Origin of the sequence: Corynebacterium freneyi, assembly GCF_030408835.1 — a bacterium.
Classification (GTDB): domain Bacteria; phylum Actinomycetota; class Actinomycetes; order Mycobacteriales; family Mycobacteriaceae; genus Corynebacterium; species Corynebacterium freneyi.
The window spans coordinates 1,182,143-1,197,861 of the sequence record NZ_CP047357.1; the positions used below are offsets into that span (position 1 = coordinate 1,182,143).

The following is a 15,719-nucleotide window of genomic DNA, read 5'->3' on the forward strand; positions in this document are numbered from 1 at the left end:
AACACATGCAGACCCAGATCGGATCCGCTTGGCTGCGCCGCTTCGGGCGCGCAGCGGTGCGGGGGGCGACGCCCCTCGTGATCTGCCCCCACGCGGGCGGCGGGGCGGCGGCCTACCGGCCGTTGGCCGCGGCAATCGAGGAAGCGGCGCAAGGGGCGGTGGACGTCATCGCGCTGCAGTACCCGGGCCGCCAGGACCGCATCGCCGACCCCGCCCCGGAGACCATCGGCGGCTACGCGGACGGCGCGCTCGCCGAGCTGCGATCCCTGCTTTGCGACGGCCCGGCGCCCATCCTGTTCGGCCACAGCATGGGGTCGATGGTCGCCTTCGAACTGGCGCGCCGCCTCGAGGAGGAGGGGGTCGCCGTGGGGCGCCTGTTCGTCTCCGGTGCCGTGGCGCCGTCGCGGGTGGCCGACCTGCCGCCCCATCCCACCGACGATGAAGGGATGGTCCGCCACCTGGCGGCGCTGCGCGGAACCGGCGGGGACGTGCTGGGCCACCCGGACATCATGCGGCTCGCGCTGCCGGCCCTGCGCGCCGACTACGCGGCCTTCGACCGCTACGAGACGGCCGGGGAGGCGCCGCTGGCCGCCCCCATCAGCGCCTTCGGCGGCGAGGACGACGAACACGTCACGCCCGGCGACCTCTTCGGTTGGTCGGGGCACACCTGCGGCGGCTGCGACGTGCGGCTGTTCCCCGGCGGACACTTCTACATCGACGACCGCGTCGGGGCCGTCGCCGCCGCCATCGTGGGACTGGTGCGGCCATGAGCTCCATCGTGATCACCGGAATGGGCGTCGCCGCCCCTGGGGGCGTGACCGGGCCGACCTCCCTGTGGCGGATGCTGGAGGCCGGGCGCGACGTGCTCGGCCCCCTGCCCCGGGACCGCGGCTGGCCGTTGGACCTGCTGTTCTCCCTCGGCGACCGGCCCGGCTGGGCGCCGGTGCCCGATTCGGGCGGGTTCCTGGACGATGCCGCGGAGTTCGATGCCGCGTTCTTCGGGGTGGCTCCCCGCGAAGCGCCCGCGCTCGATCCCCAGCAGAGGGTCGGGCTGAGGGTCGCGTGGGAGGCGCTGGAGAACGCCGGATTGAACCCGGCGTCCCTGTCCGGGCAATGGGGCGGCTGCTTCATCGGGGCGTCCTACACCGAATACGGCCCGCGCATCGACGAAGTCAACGAGCTCTCCGGGTTCCGCGGGACCGGCGTGTCCCTCTCCGCGGTGTCGGGGCGGGTGTCGCATGCGCTCGGCCTGCATGGGCCGTCGATGACCGTCGACGCCGCCTGCGCGTCGTCCCTCGCGGCGATTTCCGCGGCCGTCGCCTCCGTCGCGTCGGGGGAGAGTGACTGGGCGCTGGCGGGCGGGGTCTGCGTCATGGGCTCCGCGGCACCCTTCGTCGAATTCTCGGCGAACGGCGCGATTTCGGCGGACGGGCGCTGCCGGCCGTATTCGTCGCGGGCGTCGGGGACCGTGTGGTCGGAGGGGGCGGCCCTGTTCGTGGTGGAACGGGAGGACGCCGCCCGGGCCCGGGGCGCGCGGATCCTGGGCCGGGTGCGGGCGGCCGTGGTCAACCACAACGGCTCCGGTGCCCCGCTCGCGGTGCCTTCCCAGCGGGCCCAGGAGGCGCTGTGCCGCAGGGCGCTGGCCGTGTCCGGCCTGGCCGCGGCGGACATCACGATGATCGAGGGCCATGGCACCGCCACGGCCGTCGGAGATCCCATAGAACTCCGGGCGCTGCACGGCACCTACGGGCAACCGGGCCCGGATGGCGCTCCGTCGGCGTCGATCGGGTCCATCAAGGCCAACCTGGGCCACGCCCAGGCCGCCGCCGGTGGCCTGGGCCTGGCCAAGGTCCTGCTGTCGGGATGGCACGGCCGGATTCCGCGGAGCCCGCACATCGGGGAGCCGACGCGGGCATTGGATTGGGAAGAGACGAGACTCCGGCCGGCGATGGCATCCGCCGAGTGGCCCGCCTGCGACGGGCGCCGCTGCGCCGTGGCGTCCTCCTTCGGGATGGCGGGGACCAACGCGCAGTTGATCATCGAAATGGACGAACGCGGGGGCGATTCCGCGCCCGGCGACACTGAAGGAGCATCACGATGAACACCGCACACCACGATGGCGCGCCGCCGATGGTCGTCGTCTCGTCGGCGCACCGCGGCGGAGTCGCCCGCGAGGCCGCCGCCATCGCCGCCTTCCTGCGGGAGTCGCCGGACGTCTCCGTCGGCGACGTCGCGGCGGCCCTCGACGCGACCCGCGGGTGGAGGCGCTTCCGCGCCGTCATCGTCGCGGCCGACCGGGCGGAACTGCTCGAGAACCTGGACGCGCTGGCGCAGGGCCGCGCCGCCGGGAAAACCGCGGCCGGCGAAGCCTCCGCCCGAACCATCGCGATGGTGTTCCCGGGACAGGGGTCCCAGCGCCCCGGCATGGGGCTGCTGGCGCACTCCGCGTCGCCCGGGTACCGCGCGACGGTCGCCGAATACGACCTGCTTTTCGACGAGATCTTCGGGTTCCGCCCCGGCAGGTACCTGCTGGAACCCGAACACGGCGACGACATCCGCGTCGTGCAGCCCGCCCTGTTCGTGCACATGATCGGGCTCGCCGAACTCTGGCGCGAGCACGGGGTGGAACCGGACATGGCCATCGGGCACAGCCAGGGGGAGATCGCCGCCGCGCGGGTCGCCGGGCTGATCGGGGCGCGCGACGCCGTCAGGGTCGTCGGGTCGCGGGCGCGGCTGGTCCACGACCTCATCGCCGACGGGCGGTTGGCCGCCGACAACGCGATGGCGGTGATCGGCGCGGACCGCGACACCGTCGAGGCGGCCCTGGCCCGGCAGGTCGGATGGGCGGAACTGTCCGTGGTCAACGCTCCGGGCATCCACGCCATCGCCGGAGAGACCCCCGCCATCGACGGCATCGTCGGCGACATGGCCGACCGGGGCGTGTTCGCCCGCCGCATCCGGGTCGACTACCCGGCCCACACTTCGCTCGTCGGCGCCTTCCGGGACGATTTCCTGGGGCTGCTCGATGACCTGGATGAGCCGCGCTTCGATCCGGCGGCGATCCCCTGTTTCGGCGGTGCGCTGGGCGGGCCGATCACCCCCGACCTCGACCCGGCGACGTACTGGTACTGGAACCTGCGCAACCGGGTCCGCTTCGATCTCGCGGTCGAACGGGCCGCCGAAGCCGGCGCCGACGTGTTCATCGAGGCTTCCGAGCATCCCACCCTCCAATTGTCGATCAATGGGATCCTCGCGGGAATCGGCGGGGCCGGCGGCCCGGGCGCCGTCAACATCGGGACGTTGCGCCGGGATGACGGCGACCTCTCCGGCTTCCTCGGGTCCCTCGCCGCCGTCCGCGCGGTGCATCGGGGCCTGGACGCGCCGGTCGGGACGTCGCCCGGGGCCGTGCCGTGGGGTTTCCCCGCCACCGTCTGGGAACGGGCGGAGTACTGGGCACCGGGACCGGACGCCCCGGTCCCGGGCGGCGGCGTGCCCGCGCGTCCGGCCCCGACTCCGGCCCCGGTTCAGAATCCGTTGACGCGGGCGGGAGAACCGCCGCTCGTTTTGTCGGAACGATGGTCCGCCCTCGGCGAAGGAGAGCTCGCCGCACCGGACTCCCTGTGCATCGTCGGCGCGGATGACGCCTTCCGCGCCGAATTGGCGGCCGCGGCGGCCCGCTTCGGCGACCGGATCGTCGATGAGCCGGCCGCCGCGGGACGCATCCTGGTGCTGCCGCCCGACGGCGGGACCGGAGACGAACCGGCGGAGGCCATGGCGGCGTTCCTCGCGGACGCCCACCGGGAGCTCGCGGATGCCGCGGGCACGGCCGGCACCGCATGCCTGGTCACGCGGGGCGGGGAATCCGCCGGAGACGCGGCACCGGGACGGGTCGACGCGGGGCACGCCGCGGCGGCGGCCATGATGCGCTGCATCGGCGCCGCGACCGGCCCGGGACCGATGCGCATCGACGTCGAACCGGACGACGACCCCGCCGAGACCGCCCGATCGGTGATCAGGGCCCTCCACGCCACGGGGGAACCGGAAATCGCCGTCCGGGGCCGCGAGCTTCTGGGACGCCGGTTCGTCCCGATTTCCGCCGGCACGCCCGACGTTCCGCCCACCGTGGTGATCATCGGGGGCACCGGACCCGTCGGCAGGGCCTTCGCGGCCCGGTGCGTCGCCCTCGGGGCCGCCGACGTGGTGCTCGTGTCCCGCAATGCACCGTCGGCGGCGGTCGCGGCCGAGATCGCCGGGCTGGCGGACGGGGGAACCGCCGCCGTCCGCCACGTGCGCTGCGACGCGACCGATCGGGCGCAGCTCGCCCGGCTGGCCGCGGACCTGGGCTCCGCCGGCCCGCGCCTGATCGTCCACTGCACCGTCGATTACGCCTCCGCCGAATCGGCCGCCGCGGACGACGGTGCCGCGGATGCCGGTGCCTGGCACCGCGCGGACGCCGCCAAGCGGGGATCGTTGGCCGCCGTCGTGGCGGAGCTGGCCCGCCCCGGGGACCGGGTGCTGGCCTGTTCGTCGCTGTCCGCGGGAATCGGGGGTCGGGGCCACGCCGCCTATGCCGCCGTCAACCGGCTCCTCGAAGTCGAGGCGGCCCGGGCCCGCGAAAACGGGGTGGACGCCCTCGCCATCCGGTGGGGCCTGTGGCACGGGGTCGGGGCCGACAACGACGGGGCGATCGGCGAGATCGAGGCCATCGGCCTTCGCCCGATGGACCCGGATGCGGCCGTCGATGCCGCGCTCGGGCTGTTCGGCTGCGATGACGCGATGGCCACGGTCGCCTCGGGCGATTGGCGCAAGGTGGCGGCGGTCCACGAACTCCGGGGAATGCCCGGGCTGTTCTCGCGCATCGCGGGGCCGCCTGCCCCGGAAACACCGGTGAAGGACGGGGAACCGGCGGCGGCCGAAACCGCCCCGGCCCCGGGAGCCTCCGCCGGAGCGGGGGCGATCGCCCGGTCGGTGCTGCTGGAGACCCTCGGATACGCCGAAGGCGACGACCCCGACCCGACCGTGCCCCTGGTTTCCCTGGGGCTGGACTCGGTCCAGGCCCTCGACGCATGCAACCGCATCACTTCGGCGACGGGTGCGGAGGTGCCGATCGCGGGCATCCTCTCCGGCGCCTCCCTCGACGACGTAGTCGCAATGATGACCGAGAAAGGACGAGATTGATGGACAACGATGACCGGAACGCGACGGAGACGGAGGCCGGCGGGTACCCCGACATGGTGGAATACCCGGCCGACGTCGCGCGCGCCTACCGGGAGGCGGGGTACTGGACCGGGGAGACGCTGCCGGGGTTCATCGGCCGCGTCTGCGCCGAGCACGGCGACGCCCCCTGCGTGACGGACGAATCCGGCACGCTCACCTACCGGCAGTTGATCGAATCGGCGGATCGCGCCGCGCAATGGCTTCGCGAGAGCGGCATCGCCCCGGGGGACCGGGTGCTGATCTACATGCCGAACACAGTCGCCTTCGTCGAGGTCTTTTGCGCCATCCTGCGGGTCGGCGCGGTACCGGTGCTGGCGCTGGCCGCCCACGGGCGCGCCGAACTCGTCCACGTCGCACGGCACTCCGGCGCGCGGCTGCTGGTCACGGAGGAGCGGAAGGGCATGACCGACCCCCTGGCCATCGCCGAGACGGTGGCCGGGGAAGTCGGCGATCTCCGCGTCGCGGCCGTCGGCGCGCCCGGGGCGAGGGCGTGGCGGGCATGCGGGGACGAGGGCGAGGCGCCTCATGAGGCGCCGCCGTCCTCGATGGCGCTGATGCTGCTGTCCGGCGGCACCACCGGGGCGCCGAAGCTGATCCCGCGCACGCACGACGACTACCTGTACTCCGTGCGGGAGAGCGTCGACGTGTGCCGGCTGCGCAAGGGCGACGTCATGATGATCGCGTTGCCGTGCACCCACAACTTCACGCTCAGCGCCCCCGGGATCCTCGGCGCGATGCAGGTGGGCGCGGAAATCGTGATGGCCCCGGACCCGTCGCCCGCGACGTGCCTGGAGCTCGTCGGCCGCCACCGAATCACCCACGTGGCGCTGGTTCCGCCGCTGTTGCTGGCATGGCTCAATTCGCTGGACCTGGCGGGCTCGGACCTGTCCTCGCTGCGGACGGTGTGGGTCGGGGGCGCGAAGCTGTCCGAGGCGGCGGCGCGCCGGGTGACGCCCGAGCTGGGCTGCCGGCTGCAGCAGGTCTTCGGCATGGCCGAGGGGCTGTTGAATTACACCCGCCTCGACGACCCCGACGAGGTCGTGGAAAAAACCCAGGGGCGGCCGGTTTCGCCGGCCGACGAAGTGCTCGTCGTGGACGACGGTGGAGAGCCGGTGCCCGCGGGAACGGAAGGCCATCTGCTGACGCGTGGCCCGTACACCATCCGCGGCTACTACCGGGCCCCCGACCACAACCGCCGCAGCTTCACGGACGACGGCTTCTACCGCACCGGGGACCTGGTGCGGGTGGACGAGCGGGGCAACATCACCGTCACCGGCCGCTCGAAGGACATCATCAATCGGGGAGGGGAGAAGATCGCCCCCGAGCTGGTCGAAAACGGCCTGCTCACGCACCCGGGGGTCCACGACGCCTCGGTGGTCGGCATCCCGGACGAGGTGCTGGGCGAGAAGATCCGGGCGCTGGTCATCCCCCGGTCGCGGGAGGAGGGGCAGTGCCCCACCCCGGCGCAACTGCGAATGCATCTGCGGCGCCACGGGCTGGCCTCGTTCTCGATTCCCGATGTGATCGACCTCGTCGACGAATTCCCGTTTACCGCGGTGGGAAAGGTGGACAAGGGCAATCAGCGGACCGGCGGCCGGTGACCCGGGCCCGGGTCACCCGCCGCCGAGGCGGAGGAAACCGAGCAGCAGGGCATTGAACGCCTCGGGCCGCTCCAAGTACCCCCAGTGCCCGGTCCGCGGAAGCTCGACGTACCCGCACCGCGGGATGGAGTCGGCGACTTCGCGGACCTGGGCGGGTGGAATCACGGCGTCATCGGCGTAGGCGAGGGCCAGGCAACGCGCCGTGATCCGCCCGTAGGCCTCCCTGCGGTCCCGGCCGTCATCGACCATCGCCTGCAGGCGGGCGCCGTAGCCGGGCGCGGGGGCGTGGCGGACGATGTCCATCCAATCGCGGCACGCGACGTCGTCGAGAAGCGTCGACGCCGACAGGTTGCGAGACACCTCCGCCGCGGCCGCGAACTCGGGGTGTTCCGCCCGCAGCGTGGCATCCGCGTCCGCGGAATTCCGGGACATGGCCAGTTGGGCCGGCGTCTGGCGGGCGTGGCCGGCGGCGAACACCGCCCCGCGCACCAGATCCGGGCGCGACAGGGCGAGTTCCTGGCAGATCCGCGCGCCCAACGACGTGCCCACCACGAAGGCCGGCTGTCCGTGCTCGGACTCGATGATGCCGGCGAGATCCGCGACCATGTCGTCGAGGGTGAAGGGGATGGAGTGACCGGCGGAGACCCCGGAGCCGCGGTTGTCGAACACGGTGACGCGGTATCCCGCCCGCACCAGCGCCGGCACCTGGTGCAGCTCCCACACGCGCCCGCCGTGCCCGCGGCCCATGACCAGGACGACGGGCGGGCCGTCGCCGCGGGTGCGCACGCCGTGGCCGCCCTCCGGCGGCGCCGCGGCCGTCATCGGCCGGTGCCCCGTTCGTAGGTGAACAGCCTGATCCTGCGGTCGGGCCGGGCGTCGAATTCCCCTTCGTCGCGCCACCCGGCGCCGCGCAGGATCTTGTGGACCACGGTGTTCCGGTAGTCGGGTTCCACCGCGAGCTTTTCGCACTCCGGGTCGCTGCGCAGCATCGCCGGGCCGAGTTCGGCCATGAACCGGCCGAAGATGCCCCGCCCGGTCAGCTCCGGGCGCCCGATCGCGATGTGGTAGCCGAGGTCATGGGGGGATGCCCCGTACAGGACGCCGATTTCGTCCCGCATGGGGCGGTAGACCTCGAGGTACCCGACGTCGCGGTCCTCGTACCGGATGATCGCCGGCATCGAATAGGTGCCGTCGAGCCGCGCGCGTGCGTCCGCGCGCCACCGGTCGGGGCCCCAGTCCTGCTCCCAGGCGGCGACGAGGTGGGGAAGGGCCATCCACCCGGCGATCAGTTCGGGGTCCCCGGAGTCGGGGTCGACTGGCCGGAGCCCGAAGGGGGGCGGCATGTCGGGCAGCGGGGGGCGTTCGGCGAGCACGGCGTCGGCGGGGACTTCGCGGAGCCGGGGCAGGATTGCGGCGGGATCGTTCACTGCGCGGCACCCGAGGTCGCGGGTTCGCCGGCTGCGGAGGCGGCCGCCCATTCCGGGCCGAGCCAGAACACGTCGGTGACCGGGCCGAACTTGGCGGTCGTTTCGGCGGTTTCGGCGGCGGGGACGGAATCGGCGACTATGCCGCCGCCGGCATGCGCGGTCACCCGCCGGCCGCGGAGCAGGGCACCGCGGATGGCGACCCTCCATTCGCCGTCCCCGTTGGCCCGGGACCATCCGACCGCCCCGGCGTAGAAGCCCCGGTCCGGCTCGTGCTTTCGCAGGTAGCGGAGCGCCTCGGCGGCGGGGTGCCCTCCGACGGCGGGCGTCGGGTGCAGCAGTTCCGCGAGCTCGAGGGAGGTGCACGAGGGGTCTCTGAGGATGCCGGAGATCGGGGTGCCGAGGTGCCAGGTGTGCTCGGTCTTCATCAGCGAAGGGCGGTCCGGCACATGGAGTTCCAGGCACAGCGGCGACAGCGCGCGCTTGATCGCGTCGGTCACGACCGCGTGCTCGGCGCGGTCCTTCTGCGAGAGCATCAGTTCCGTGGCGCGGGCGTGGTCCTTGACGGGGTCCGCGCACCGGGGCGCCGTTCCGGCGAGGGGATGCGACGAGATGATGGACCCGCGCTTGCGGATGAGCAGTTCCGGGCTGGAACCGACCAAATGGGCCGCATCGGATTCGGGCCCGGAGGGCGTGAGCAGGGCGAGGTACGCGTTGCCGCCGCCCGCGGCGAACGCGTCCGCCAATGCGGCGGGATCGGGGCGGGATTCGAGGTCGAGCACGAGGGCGCGCGACAGCACGAGCTTTTCCGCGTATCCGTCCCTGATCAGGTCCACGGCCTCGCGCACGCGCCGCGTGTGTTCGTTCCTGCCGGGGATTTCCCGCCATCCCGTCACCCGGGGCGGGACCCCCGGTCGGGGCGGTGGGGCGGCCCGGAATGTCTCGGGCGCGAAGAGTGCTGGTGCGTCGCCGTGATGGAACGGTAGCGCGCCGACGATCACCGGACCCCGGCGCCGGCGGAGGAGCCGGATCGCTTCATCGGTGCCGGACGGCACTTCGGCGATGCCTTCGCCGGCCACGCCGCGGCCCTGGGTTCGGAGGAGAAACGAGATCATCGGATTCCTTTGGGATCGGTTGCCGGATGGGGAGCGGACGGATCCGCACGACAGGTAAGGCTAGCCTTAGACCATATGGTTATTCAAGTATTCGCGGGCGGCCGGGCTTTTGCCCTTGGGGGTATGCGCGGGGGTGGCGTGGCGACGCTTCCCATAGGTGCGCCTATCCTTAGGTCAGTAGCCCACGCTAATTCGCCCGCCCCGGCATCCGGGGCACGGAAGCAAGGAGGACCGGCATGACCGGCAATCCCATTCTCGAACTCGAAGGCGTCGCCATCGCCGCGGGCGACGACGTCATTTGCCGCGACATCGGCCTGACGGTCAACGAAGGGGAGAGGCACATCCTGATCGGCCCCAACGGCTCCGGGAAGTCGTCGCTCCTCTGCGGCCTCATGGGGGTGCGGCCGTTCCGCATCGTCGCCGGCACCGCGACGCTGCTGGGCCGCGACCTCGCCGACATGTCCATCGACGAACGTGCCCGCGCGGGCATCGGCATGGCCTTCCAGCGCCCGCCGAGCCTGACCGGCGTCACCGCCCGCCGGCTCGTCCAGACGCTCGACGAGCACGGCGCCGGGGCAGATGCCGAGGACCATCCCTTCATCGCGGACCTGGGCGTGGACCACCTGCTGGACCGCGAAGTCAACCGCGGGTTCTCCGGCGGCGAAGTCAAGCGGTGGGAGGTCGCCAAGCTCGGGGTCCAGGGCCCGTCGCTGTGCCTCTTCGACGAACCGGAATCCGGGGTCGACCTGGAGCAGGTCGGCATCGTCGCCGAGGTCATCGATGACCTCCTGTCGAAGCCCGACGCCGGGGGCCGGGACCGTGCGGCGATCATCATCACGCACACGGGCTTCATCCTCGACGGCGTCGAGGCGACTACCGCGCACCTGATGATCGACGGGCGGATCGTCGAGTCGGGCGACGCACACGAAATGTTCGAACGAATTCGCCGCGACGGCTACGCGCCGGCGCGCGCCTGATCCGGCACCGCCGGAGCAACGAAAGGAATCGCGATCATGAGCACCGATCTCAGCGCCAACAGGGTGCCGCTCGGCGCCGCCACGGCCACCCCCGAACTGCTCTCGCCGGTCGGCTGGGCGCCGGAGGAGACCCGTTCCAGCACGAGCATCATCGTGGACCACGCCCACGGGACGCTCGACGTCAACGACGACGGCGTCGTCGTCATGCCCCTGTCCCGCGCCCTCGTGGAATACCCGTGGGTGCAGGACCTGATGTTCAGCCTGGTCTCCCCCGACGAGGACGAGGTGCTGCGGCGCGCGTTCGAGTCGACCCGGGAGCCGCTGGGCACGTTCACCTGGGTGCGCCCCGGCGCCACGGTGGACCTGCCGTCGCAGTCGTTCTGCGTGATGACGGTCCCGCAGGAGCGCCAGTTCATCCACGACGTCACCGTCATCGGGGAGGGGGCCGTCGTGGACATGGTGTCCGGCGCGGCCGTCGCCCCGGCGCTGACCCGCGGCCACCACGTGTCGCTGTCCGAGACGTTCATCGGCGACGGCGCGCAGGTCCGTTCCGTCGACGTCGACCGCTGGGGCTCGGACATGGACGTGACGTCCTATGCCCGCACCAAGATCGGCGAGAATGCGTCGGCCAGCAGCGTGTCCGTCGCGGTGTGGCCGCTGCGCCGCTGCCGCTCGGACTCCCGCACCGAGGTGGGCGCCGGTTCATCGTGCGTGAACCATTCGATCATCCTGGCCACGGGCGGGTCGGAGCGCGTCCTCGACACGGCCATCACCCTCGCCGGCCCGGAGGCCCGAGCCGAGCAGGTGTCCCGCATGGTGTCCGACGGCGGCACGATCCGCAACCACAACGTCCTCCAAGCGACCAGCGGCGACACCCGCGGGTTCCTCGAGTGCGACGGCCTGATGCTGCGGGCCGGCGGCCGGGTCGAGTCCATTCCGGTGCTCGACGCCGGGGTGGCGCGGGCGCAGCTGTCCCACGAGGCGTCGGTCGGCATGATCGACGACGAGAAGATGGATTACCTCATGTCCACCGGCCTGACGGAGTCCGAGTCCCGCGACCTCATCGTCCAGGGGTTCCTGAACCTGGACGATGAACGGATCCCGTCGTCGATCCGCAAGACCGTCCAGGGGCTGGTCGAAGCCGCCCGCGGCGCCGAGAACATGTAGGCGCGCGGCGGGCGCCGGCCCGCTAGTCCTCGAGCAGCGCGATGAGCTGCTCGCGGACCACCCACCGGCGGCGCTGCGAACGTTCCGGGCCGGCGACGCCGTCGGAGACGCGGATGCAGGCGGCCTCGATGTCGACGGTGCCCAGCTGCTTGCCGTCGGTGGTGGTGATGAGGTGCCCGCCGTAGTACTCGTCGGGCTCGATGGCATCGGCGGGGTGGCCCTGGCGGTCGAGCTCGTCGATGATCAGGTCCAGCACCGACCGCTTCTGGCCGGCGCGCGGCAGCCCGGCGAGCAGGGCGTCGCGGGTGATCTCCAGGTGGCCCAGGTGCTGGGCGCACTCGTTGTAGACGTGCGCCATCACGCCGCCGATGGTCGGTAGCCACCAGCGTTCCTTGTCGGTCGGGGGAGCGGCGGGCGCGGCCTGCGGGTCGGCGTCGCGGAGCTTTTCCAGGGCGGCGACGATGACCTCGCGCTGCGCGGCGTGACGCTCGAGCTCGTCGGCGACGGTGCCGGAGGCGGAGAACTCGTCGGTGCGGTCGCGGACGTCGGCGTTGCCCAGGCACACGTGGTCGAGCCAGTACCGCGAGGAGCCGCCGACGTGGCGCAGCAGCACCAGCGGGGAGTTCACGCCGGGGATGTCCGGGCGGGCGTTGGCCAGCTCGTCGTCCATGCCGCCGACGATCGCGGCGATCGCGTCAAATGCCGTGAGAATGTGGGATTCCAGGGGGCGGGCGGGGTTCTGCGTGTTCATGCACCCACCATAGCGGTGATGGATGTCACACTGCATGCTTCGCGACGCCTGCGGCGGTCACTGCCCGCCGGGGTTGATCAGGCCCGCGCGCATCATGGCGTCTTCGAAAGCCCCGTCGACGACGACGGAGGGTTTGCCGCCCGGGCCGTCGGGTCCGCGGACGTCCTGGATGAAAGGCCCGTCGCTGAAACCGCTGTCGACGGTGGCGGAGGACACCTCCGGGTCGTGGATGTAATACAGCCCGTCGAAACCCGTGTCGTCTCCGAAACGCTCGAGAAAATCGAAGAGCATGCCCACGCCCTGCAGCGACGCGTCGTCGACGAGCGGGACTCCGATGATCGAGCCGCGCCGCGGGGCGACGGCGAGCACCCCTTCGCCAAGTGCCGGGACGCCCACCCGCTCCGCGATGCGCGACGGCAACGACGCCAACTGCGAGGACACGAAGAAATGATCGCCCTCCAACAGCCACAGCGGGCCACCGCCCTCCACCTCCACCGACGACAGATCCGAGGGTTCGACCTCGGTGTTCTTCCGCGCCGCCGCGAAGAGCAGATCCAAATCCCGGCCGGCCAGCTGGGCATCGGTGAGCGTGGTGACGTGCGTCGGCAGATCCCGGCACATCACCTCCACGAACGGGCCGATGCGGCGCGAGTACGCGAACATCTCGTCATGGGCCTGCCCGGTCATCCGATCAAACAGACGGGACCGCAGCGAAGGCATCAATTCCGCGTCACCGGAAGGGATGTCGTCGTTAAGCGAAAAAGCCTCGTCGGCCGCGGGGGCGGAATCGGGGGTATCCCGGGAATCGGGCGTGCGGCGTCGGGAGAACATGGGGCCAACCTAGCAGCGGCGTTCGATATTCTGGAGGAAACAAACGCCGTCGGGCGGCGAAGGCCCGACCGGAGCCCCGGGAGACCCCATGACCGTCGAGCTCGACGAAATCCGAGAATTCCTCCGCGCCACCCCGCCCTTCTCGGAATTGCCCGAAGCGGAACTGAAGACGCTGCCCGGCCGACTGACCATGCGCTACGCCCGCCGCGGCCAGACGATCATCTCGGCCGGACGCGCCAACGACGTCCTGTACATCGTCCGCTCCGGCCTCGTCGACGTCTTCGACGCCTCCGGCACCCTCCTCGACCGCCGCGACGACGGCGGCACCATGGGCTACTCCACCATGATCTCCCACGAGCCGTCCCTGTACACCATGACGGCCGTGGAAGACACGCTGCTGCTCGTGGTGCCGCAGGACGTCTTCGACGACCTCATGGGCCGCTACCCGCAGGTCAGCCGCCACTACGGCGGCGAGAACGCGCGCATCCGCGCCGTGGCCTCCGACCTGCGCAGCTCCGCCTCCTCCGACGCCCTGCGCACCCGCGTCGCCGACCTCATGGCCGGCCCTCCCGTGCACATCGAATCCACAGCCACCATCGGCGACGGAGCCACGCTCATGACCGAGCGCGGCGTGTCCTCGCTGATCATCATCGACGACGGCGAACTGAGGGGAATCCTCACCGACCGCGACCTGCGCCGCCGCGTCCTCGCCGCCGGGCACGGACCCGAACTGGCCATCGCCGAAGCCATGACCCCCGACCCCGTCACCGTCGACCCGTCGATGCTGGCGTTCGAGGCCATGCTGCTCATGGCCGAACGCGGCTACCACCACCTGCCCGTGGCCGACGACTCCGGCGTGGTGGGCATGGTCGTCATCGGCGACCTGCTGCGTACCCTGCACACCGACCCCGTCTACGCCACCGCGACGCTGGCGCGGAAGAAGACCGTCGAGGAAATCGCCGAAGTCGTCGCCAACGCCCGCCTGGTGGTCAGCCGCTTCATCGAGCGCGGCGTGTCCGCCGACGAAACCTCCCGCCTGCTCACCGTCACCGCCGACGCCGTCGCCCGCCGACTGCTGGACATGGCCGAAGACAGGTTCGGGCCCCCGCCGGTGCCGTACTCCTTCGTCGTCCTCGGCTCGCAGGGCCGCCGCGAAATGGGCATGGCCTCCGACCAGGACAACGCGCTCATCCTCGACGACTCCTACGACGAAGCCGCCCACGGCGAGTACTTCGAGAAGCTTTCCGAATTCGTCTGCGGCGCCCTCGCCGAATGCGGCTACCCGCTGTGCCCCGGCGACATGATGGCGTCCAACCCGGACTGGCGCATGAGCCTGTCGAAGTGGAAGACCGTGTTCCATCAGTGGATCACCAAACCCGACCCGGACGCCCTGCTGCATGCCCAGACGTTCTTCGACATCCGCGGCGTCCACGGTGAAGACCAGCTCGTCGACGACCTGCGCGCCTCCTACGTGCCCATCGCCGAAGGCTCCAAGCGCCTCCACGCGCACCTGGCCAAGCTCGCCGCGCACCGCGAACCGCCGCTGGGCTTCTTCCGTGGCCTGGTGCTGGAAAAGGGCGGCAGCCACGAAAACACCCTGGACATCAAGAAGGGCGGCATTGCCACGGTCGTGCAGATGGCCCGCCTGTTCGCCGTCTCCGCCGGCTTGCCGCAGATCGGCACCCGCGAGCGCCTCAACGCCGCCGCGGGCGCCGGTGCGGTCAGCCGCCAGGGCGCGGCGGACCTGCGCGACGCGTTCGACTTCCTGTCCACCGTGCAATTCGGCCACCAGCAGGCAGCCGTCAACGCCGGCGGCGAGCCGAACAACCACGTCAAACCGAAGAAATTGTCCCGCCTCGAACGCGAGCACCTGCGCGACGCCTTCGGCGTGATCCGACGCCTTCAGCAGTCGCTGGCCACCAAGTACCCCATCAACCAGATGTCGTGACGGGGCCGCGGACATGGGATTCTTCGATTCACTCTTCGGCGGCGGGCGCCGCGGGGCCACCGGTGCGCTGGCCGAGTTCTACGACACGCCGACCCGCGACGAAGCCTGGCTCGCCGTCGACGTCGAGACCACCGGCCTCGACCCCAACAATGCGCGGCTGCTGTCCATCGGCTGGGTGCCCGTCGACGGCGACGAGATCATCCTCGGCGGCGCGGGCCACGTGATCGTGCGCGGCGAGGCGGGGGAGGGGTCCGTCGGCGAGTCCGCGACGCTGCACGGCCTGACCGACGACGAGGTGGCCAAGGGCGTCGAACCGCGCGAGGCCGTCGAGATGGTGCTGCATGCCCTGAAGGGGCGGAAGCTGCTGGCGCACTTCGCCAAGCTGGAGACCGGTTTCCTGGACAAGGCCTGCCGGCGGCATTTCGGCGCCGGCCTCAAGGTCGACGTCGCCGACACGATGCAGCGGGAGTACATGAAGTACATCGCCGCTGATCGCGAACCGCGCCGCGACGATCTGCGCCTGTGGACGTGCCGCGAGCGTTACGGTCTGCCGCCGTACAAGGCCCACCATGCGCTCACCGACGCGCTGGCCGGTGCGGAGCTGTGGTTGGCGCAGGACGCGGCGAGGCTGCCGCGATAGCCGTGAAGTGGGGCCGATCACGCGGCCCTCGATGCGGCCATGTAACCT

The 15,719-nt window shown here is 71.7% G+C and carries 13 protein-coding genes; 8 read left to right on the forward strand and 5 right to left on the reverse strand.

The window, feature by feature from the left end; translation table 11 throughout:
• The first annotated feature begins 5 nt into the window (after positions 1–5).
• From CFREN_RS05330 to CFREN_RS05345, 4 genes are read left to right on the forward strand one after another with little or no spacing between them, the layout of a single operon-like run.
• On the forward strand, positions 6–770 hold the full coding sequence (locus tag CFREN_RS05330) for a thioesterase II family protein (RefSeq protein WP_035123829.1): 765 nt from the start codon (positions 6–8) through the stop codon (positions 768–770).
• Positions 767–2,101, forward strand: coding sequence for a beta-ketoacyl [acyl carrier protein] synthase domain-containing protein (locus CFREN_RS05335; RefSeq protein WP_209653339.1), 1,335 nt, complete (start codon positions 767–769; stop codon positions 2,099–2,101). Before CFREN_RS05330 ends, CFREN_RS05335 begins: the two co-directional genes overlap by 4 nt.
• Entirely contained in the window at positions 2,098–5,178 is a 3,081-nt protein-coding gene (locus tag CFREN_RS05340) for an acyltransferase domain-containing protein (protein ID WP_209653337.1), read from the forward strand. Before CFREN_RS05335 ends, CFREN_RS05340 begins: the two co-directional genes overlap by 4 nt.
• The gene (locus CFREN_RS05345; RefSeq protein WP_371327331.1) at positions 5,178–6,818 is read left to right on the forward strand and encodes a (2,3-dihydroxybenzoyl)adenylate synthase; all 1,641 of its coding nucleotides are present in this window, start codon (positions 5,178–5,180) and stop codon (positions 6,816–6,818) included. The genes CFREN_RS05340 and CFREN_RS05345 overlap by 1 nt, the downstream gene beginning before the upstream one ends.
• Positions 6,819–6,830: 12 nt before the next feature.
• On the opposite strand, the gene CFREN_RS05350 is transcribed toward CFREN_RS05345, so the two are convergent.
• The 3 genes from CFREN_RS05350 to CFREN_RS05360 are packed head-to-tail and all read right to left on the reverse strand — an operon-like array spanning position 6,831 to position 9,357.
• Positions 6,831–7,640 carry an alpha/beta fold hydrolase gene (locus CFREN_RS05350; RefSeq protein ID WP_070521288.1) on the reverse strand — a complete coding sequence of 270 codons (810 nt, stop codon included), beginning with the start codon at positions 7,638–7,640 and terminating at the stop codon, positions 6,831–6,833.
• Positions 7,637–8,245, reverse strand: a complete 609-nt coding sequence (locus CFREN_RS05355) for a GNAT family N-acetyltransferase (protein WP_052054479.1) — start codon at positions 8,243–8,245, stop codon at positions 7,637–7,639. The genes CFREN_RS05350 and CFREN_RS05355 overlap by 4 nt, the downstream gene beginning before the upstream one ends.
• On the reverse strand, positions 8,242–9,357 hold the full coding sequence (locus tag CFREN_RS05360; RefSeq protein ID WP_244979539.1) for an isochorismate synthase: 1,116 nt from the start codon (positions 9,355–9,357) through the stop codon (positions 8,242–8,244). The genes CFREN_RS05355 and CFREN_RS05360 overlap by 4 nt, the downstream gene beginning before the upstream one ends.
• A gap of 236 nt (positions 9,358–9,593) precedes the next feature.
• Between CFREN_RS05360 and CFREN_RS05365 the strand changes: the two genes are divergently transcribed.
• Entirely contained in the window at positions 9,594–10,334 is a 741-nt protein-coding gene (locus CFREN_RS05365) for an ATP-binding cassette domain-containing protein (RefSeq protein ID WP_052054476.1), read from the forward strand.
• Between the two features lie 36 nt (positions 10,335–10,370).
• Positions 10,371–11,501 (forward strand): SufD family Fe-S cluster assembly protein, encoded by a 1,131-nt coding sequence (locus CFREN_RS05370; RefSeq protein ID WP_070521282.1) that lies wholly within the window; start codon positions 10,371–10,373, stop codon positions 11,499–11,501.
• A gap of 22 nt (positions 11,502–11,523) precedes the next feature.
• Here the strand turns inward: CFREN_RS05370 and CFREN_RS05375 are convergent, their stop codons facing one another.
• Positions 11,524–12,252, reverse strand: coding sequence for a mycothiol transferase (locus tag CFREN_RS05375; protein ID WP_209653330.1), 729 nt, complete (start codon positions 12,250–12,252; stop codon positions 11,524–11,526).
• Positions 12,253–12,309: 57 nt separating this feature from the next.
• Positions 12,310–13,083, reverse strand: a complete 774-nt coding sequence (locus CFREN_RS05380; RefSeq protein ID WP_209653328.1) for a hypothetical protein — start codon at positions 13,081–13,083, stop codon at positions 12,310–12,312.
• 88 nt (positions 13,084–13,171) lie between these two features.
• Between CFREN_RS05380 and CFREN_RS05385 the strand changes: the two genes are divergently transcribed.
• Both CFREN_RS05385 and CFREN_RS05390 read left to right on the forward strand, forming a co-directional pair.
• Positions 13,172–15,031, forward strand: coding sequence for a DUF294 nucleotidyltransferase-like domain-containing protein (locus tag CFREN_RS05385; RefSeq protein ID WP_209653325.1), 1,860 nt, complete (start codon positions 13,172–13,174; stop codon positions 15,029–15,031).
• Between the two features lie 13 nt (positions 15,032–15,044).
• Positions 15,045–15,671, forward strand: a complete 627-nt coding sequence (locus CFREN_RS05390; protein ID WP_209653323.1) for an exonuclease domain-containing protein — start codon at positions 15,045–15,047, stop codon at positions 15,669–15,671.
• The last annotated feature ends 48 nt before the right edge of the window (positions 15,672–15,719 follow it).

Coding starts and splice junctions, on each gene's coding strand:
- CFREN_RS05330 (WP_035123829.1), top strand. CDS start 6: ATGCAGACCCAGATCGGATCCGCTTGGCTGCGCCGCTTCGGGCGCGCA.
- CFREN_RS05335 (WP_209653339.1), top strand. CDS start 767: ATGAGCTCCATCGTGATCACCGGAATGGGCGTCGCCGCCCCTGGGGGC.
- CFREN_RS05340 (WP_209653337.1), top strand. CDS start 2,098: ATGAACACCGCACACCACGATGGCGCGCCGCCGATGGTCGTCGTCTCG.
- CFREN_RS05345 (WP_371327331.1), top strand. CDS start 5,178: ATGGACAACGATGACCGGAACGCGACGGAGACGGAGGCCGGCGGGTAC.
- CFREN_RS05350 (WP_070521288.1), bottom strand. CDS start 7,640: ATGACGGCCGCGGCGCCGCCGGAGGGCGGCCACGGCGTGCGCACCCGC.
- CFREN_RS05360 (WP_244979539.1), bottom strand. CDS start 9,357: ATGATCTCGTTTCTCCTCCGAACCCAGGGCCGCGGCGTGGCCGGCGAA.
- CFREN_RS05365 (WP_052054476.1), top strand. CDS start 9,594: ATGACCGGCAATCCCATTCTCGAACTCGAAGGCGTCGCCATCGCCGCG.
- CFREN_RS05370 (WP_070521282.1), top strand. CDS start 10,371: ATGAGCACCGATCTCAGCGCCAACAGGGTGCCGCTCGGCGCCGCCACG.
- CFREN_RS05375 (WP_209653330.1), bottom strand. CDS start 12,252: ATGAACACGCAGAACCCCGCCCGCCCCCTGGAATCCCACATTCTCACG.
- CFREN_RS05380 (WP_209653328.1), bottom strand. CDS start 13,083: ATGTTCTCCCGACGCCGCACGCCCGATTCCCGGGATACCCCCGATTCC.
- CFREN_RS05385 (WP_209653325.1), top strand. CDS start 13,172: ATGACCGTCGAGCTCGACGAAATCCGAGAATTCCTCCGCGCCACCCCG.
- CFREN_RS05390 (WP_209653323.1), top strand. CDS start 15,045: ATGGGATTCTTCGATTCACTCTTCGGCGGCGGGCGCCGCGGGGCCACC.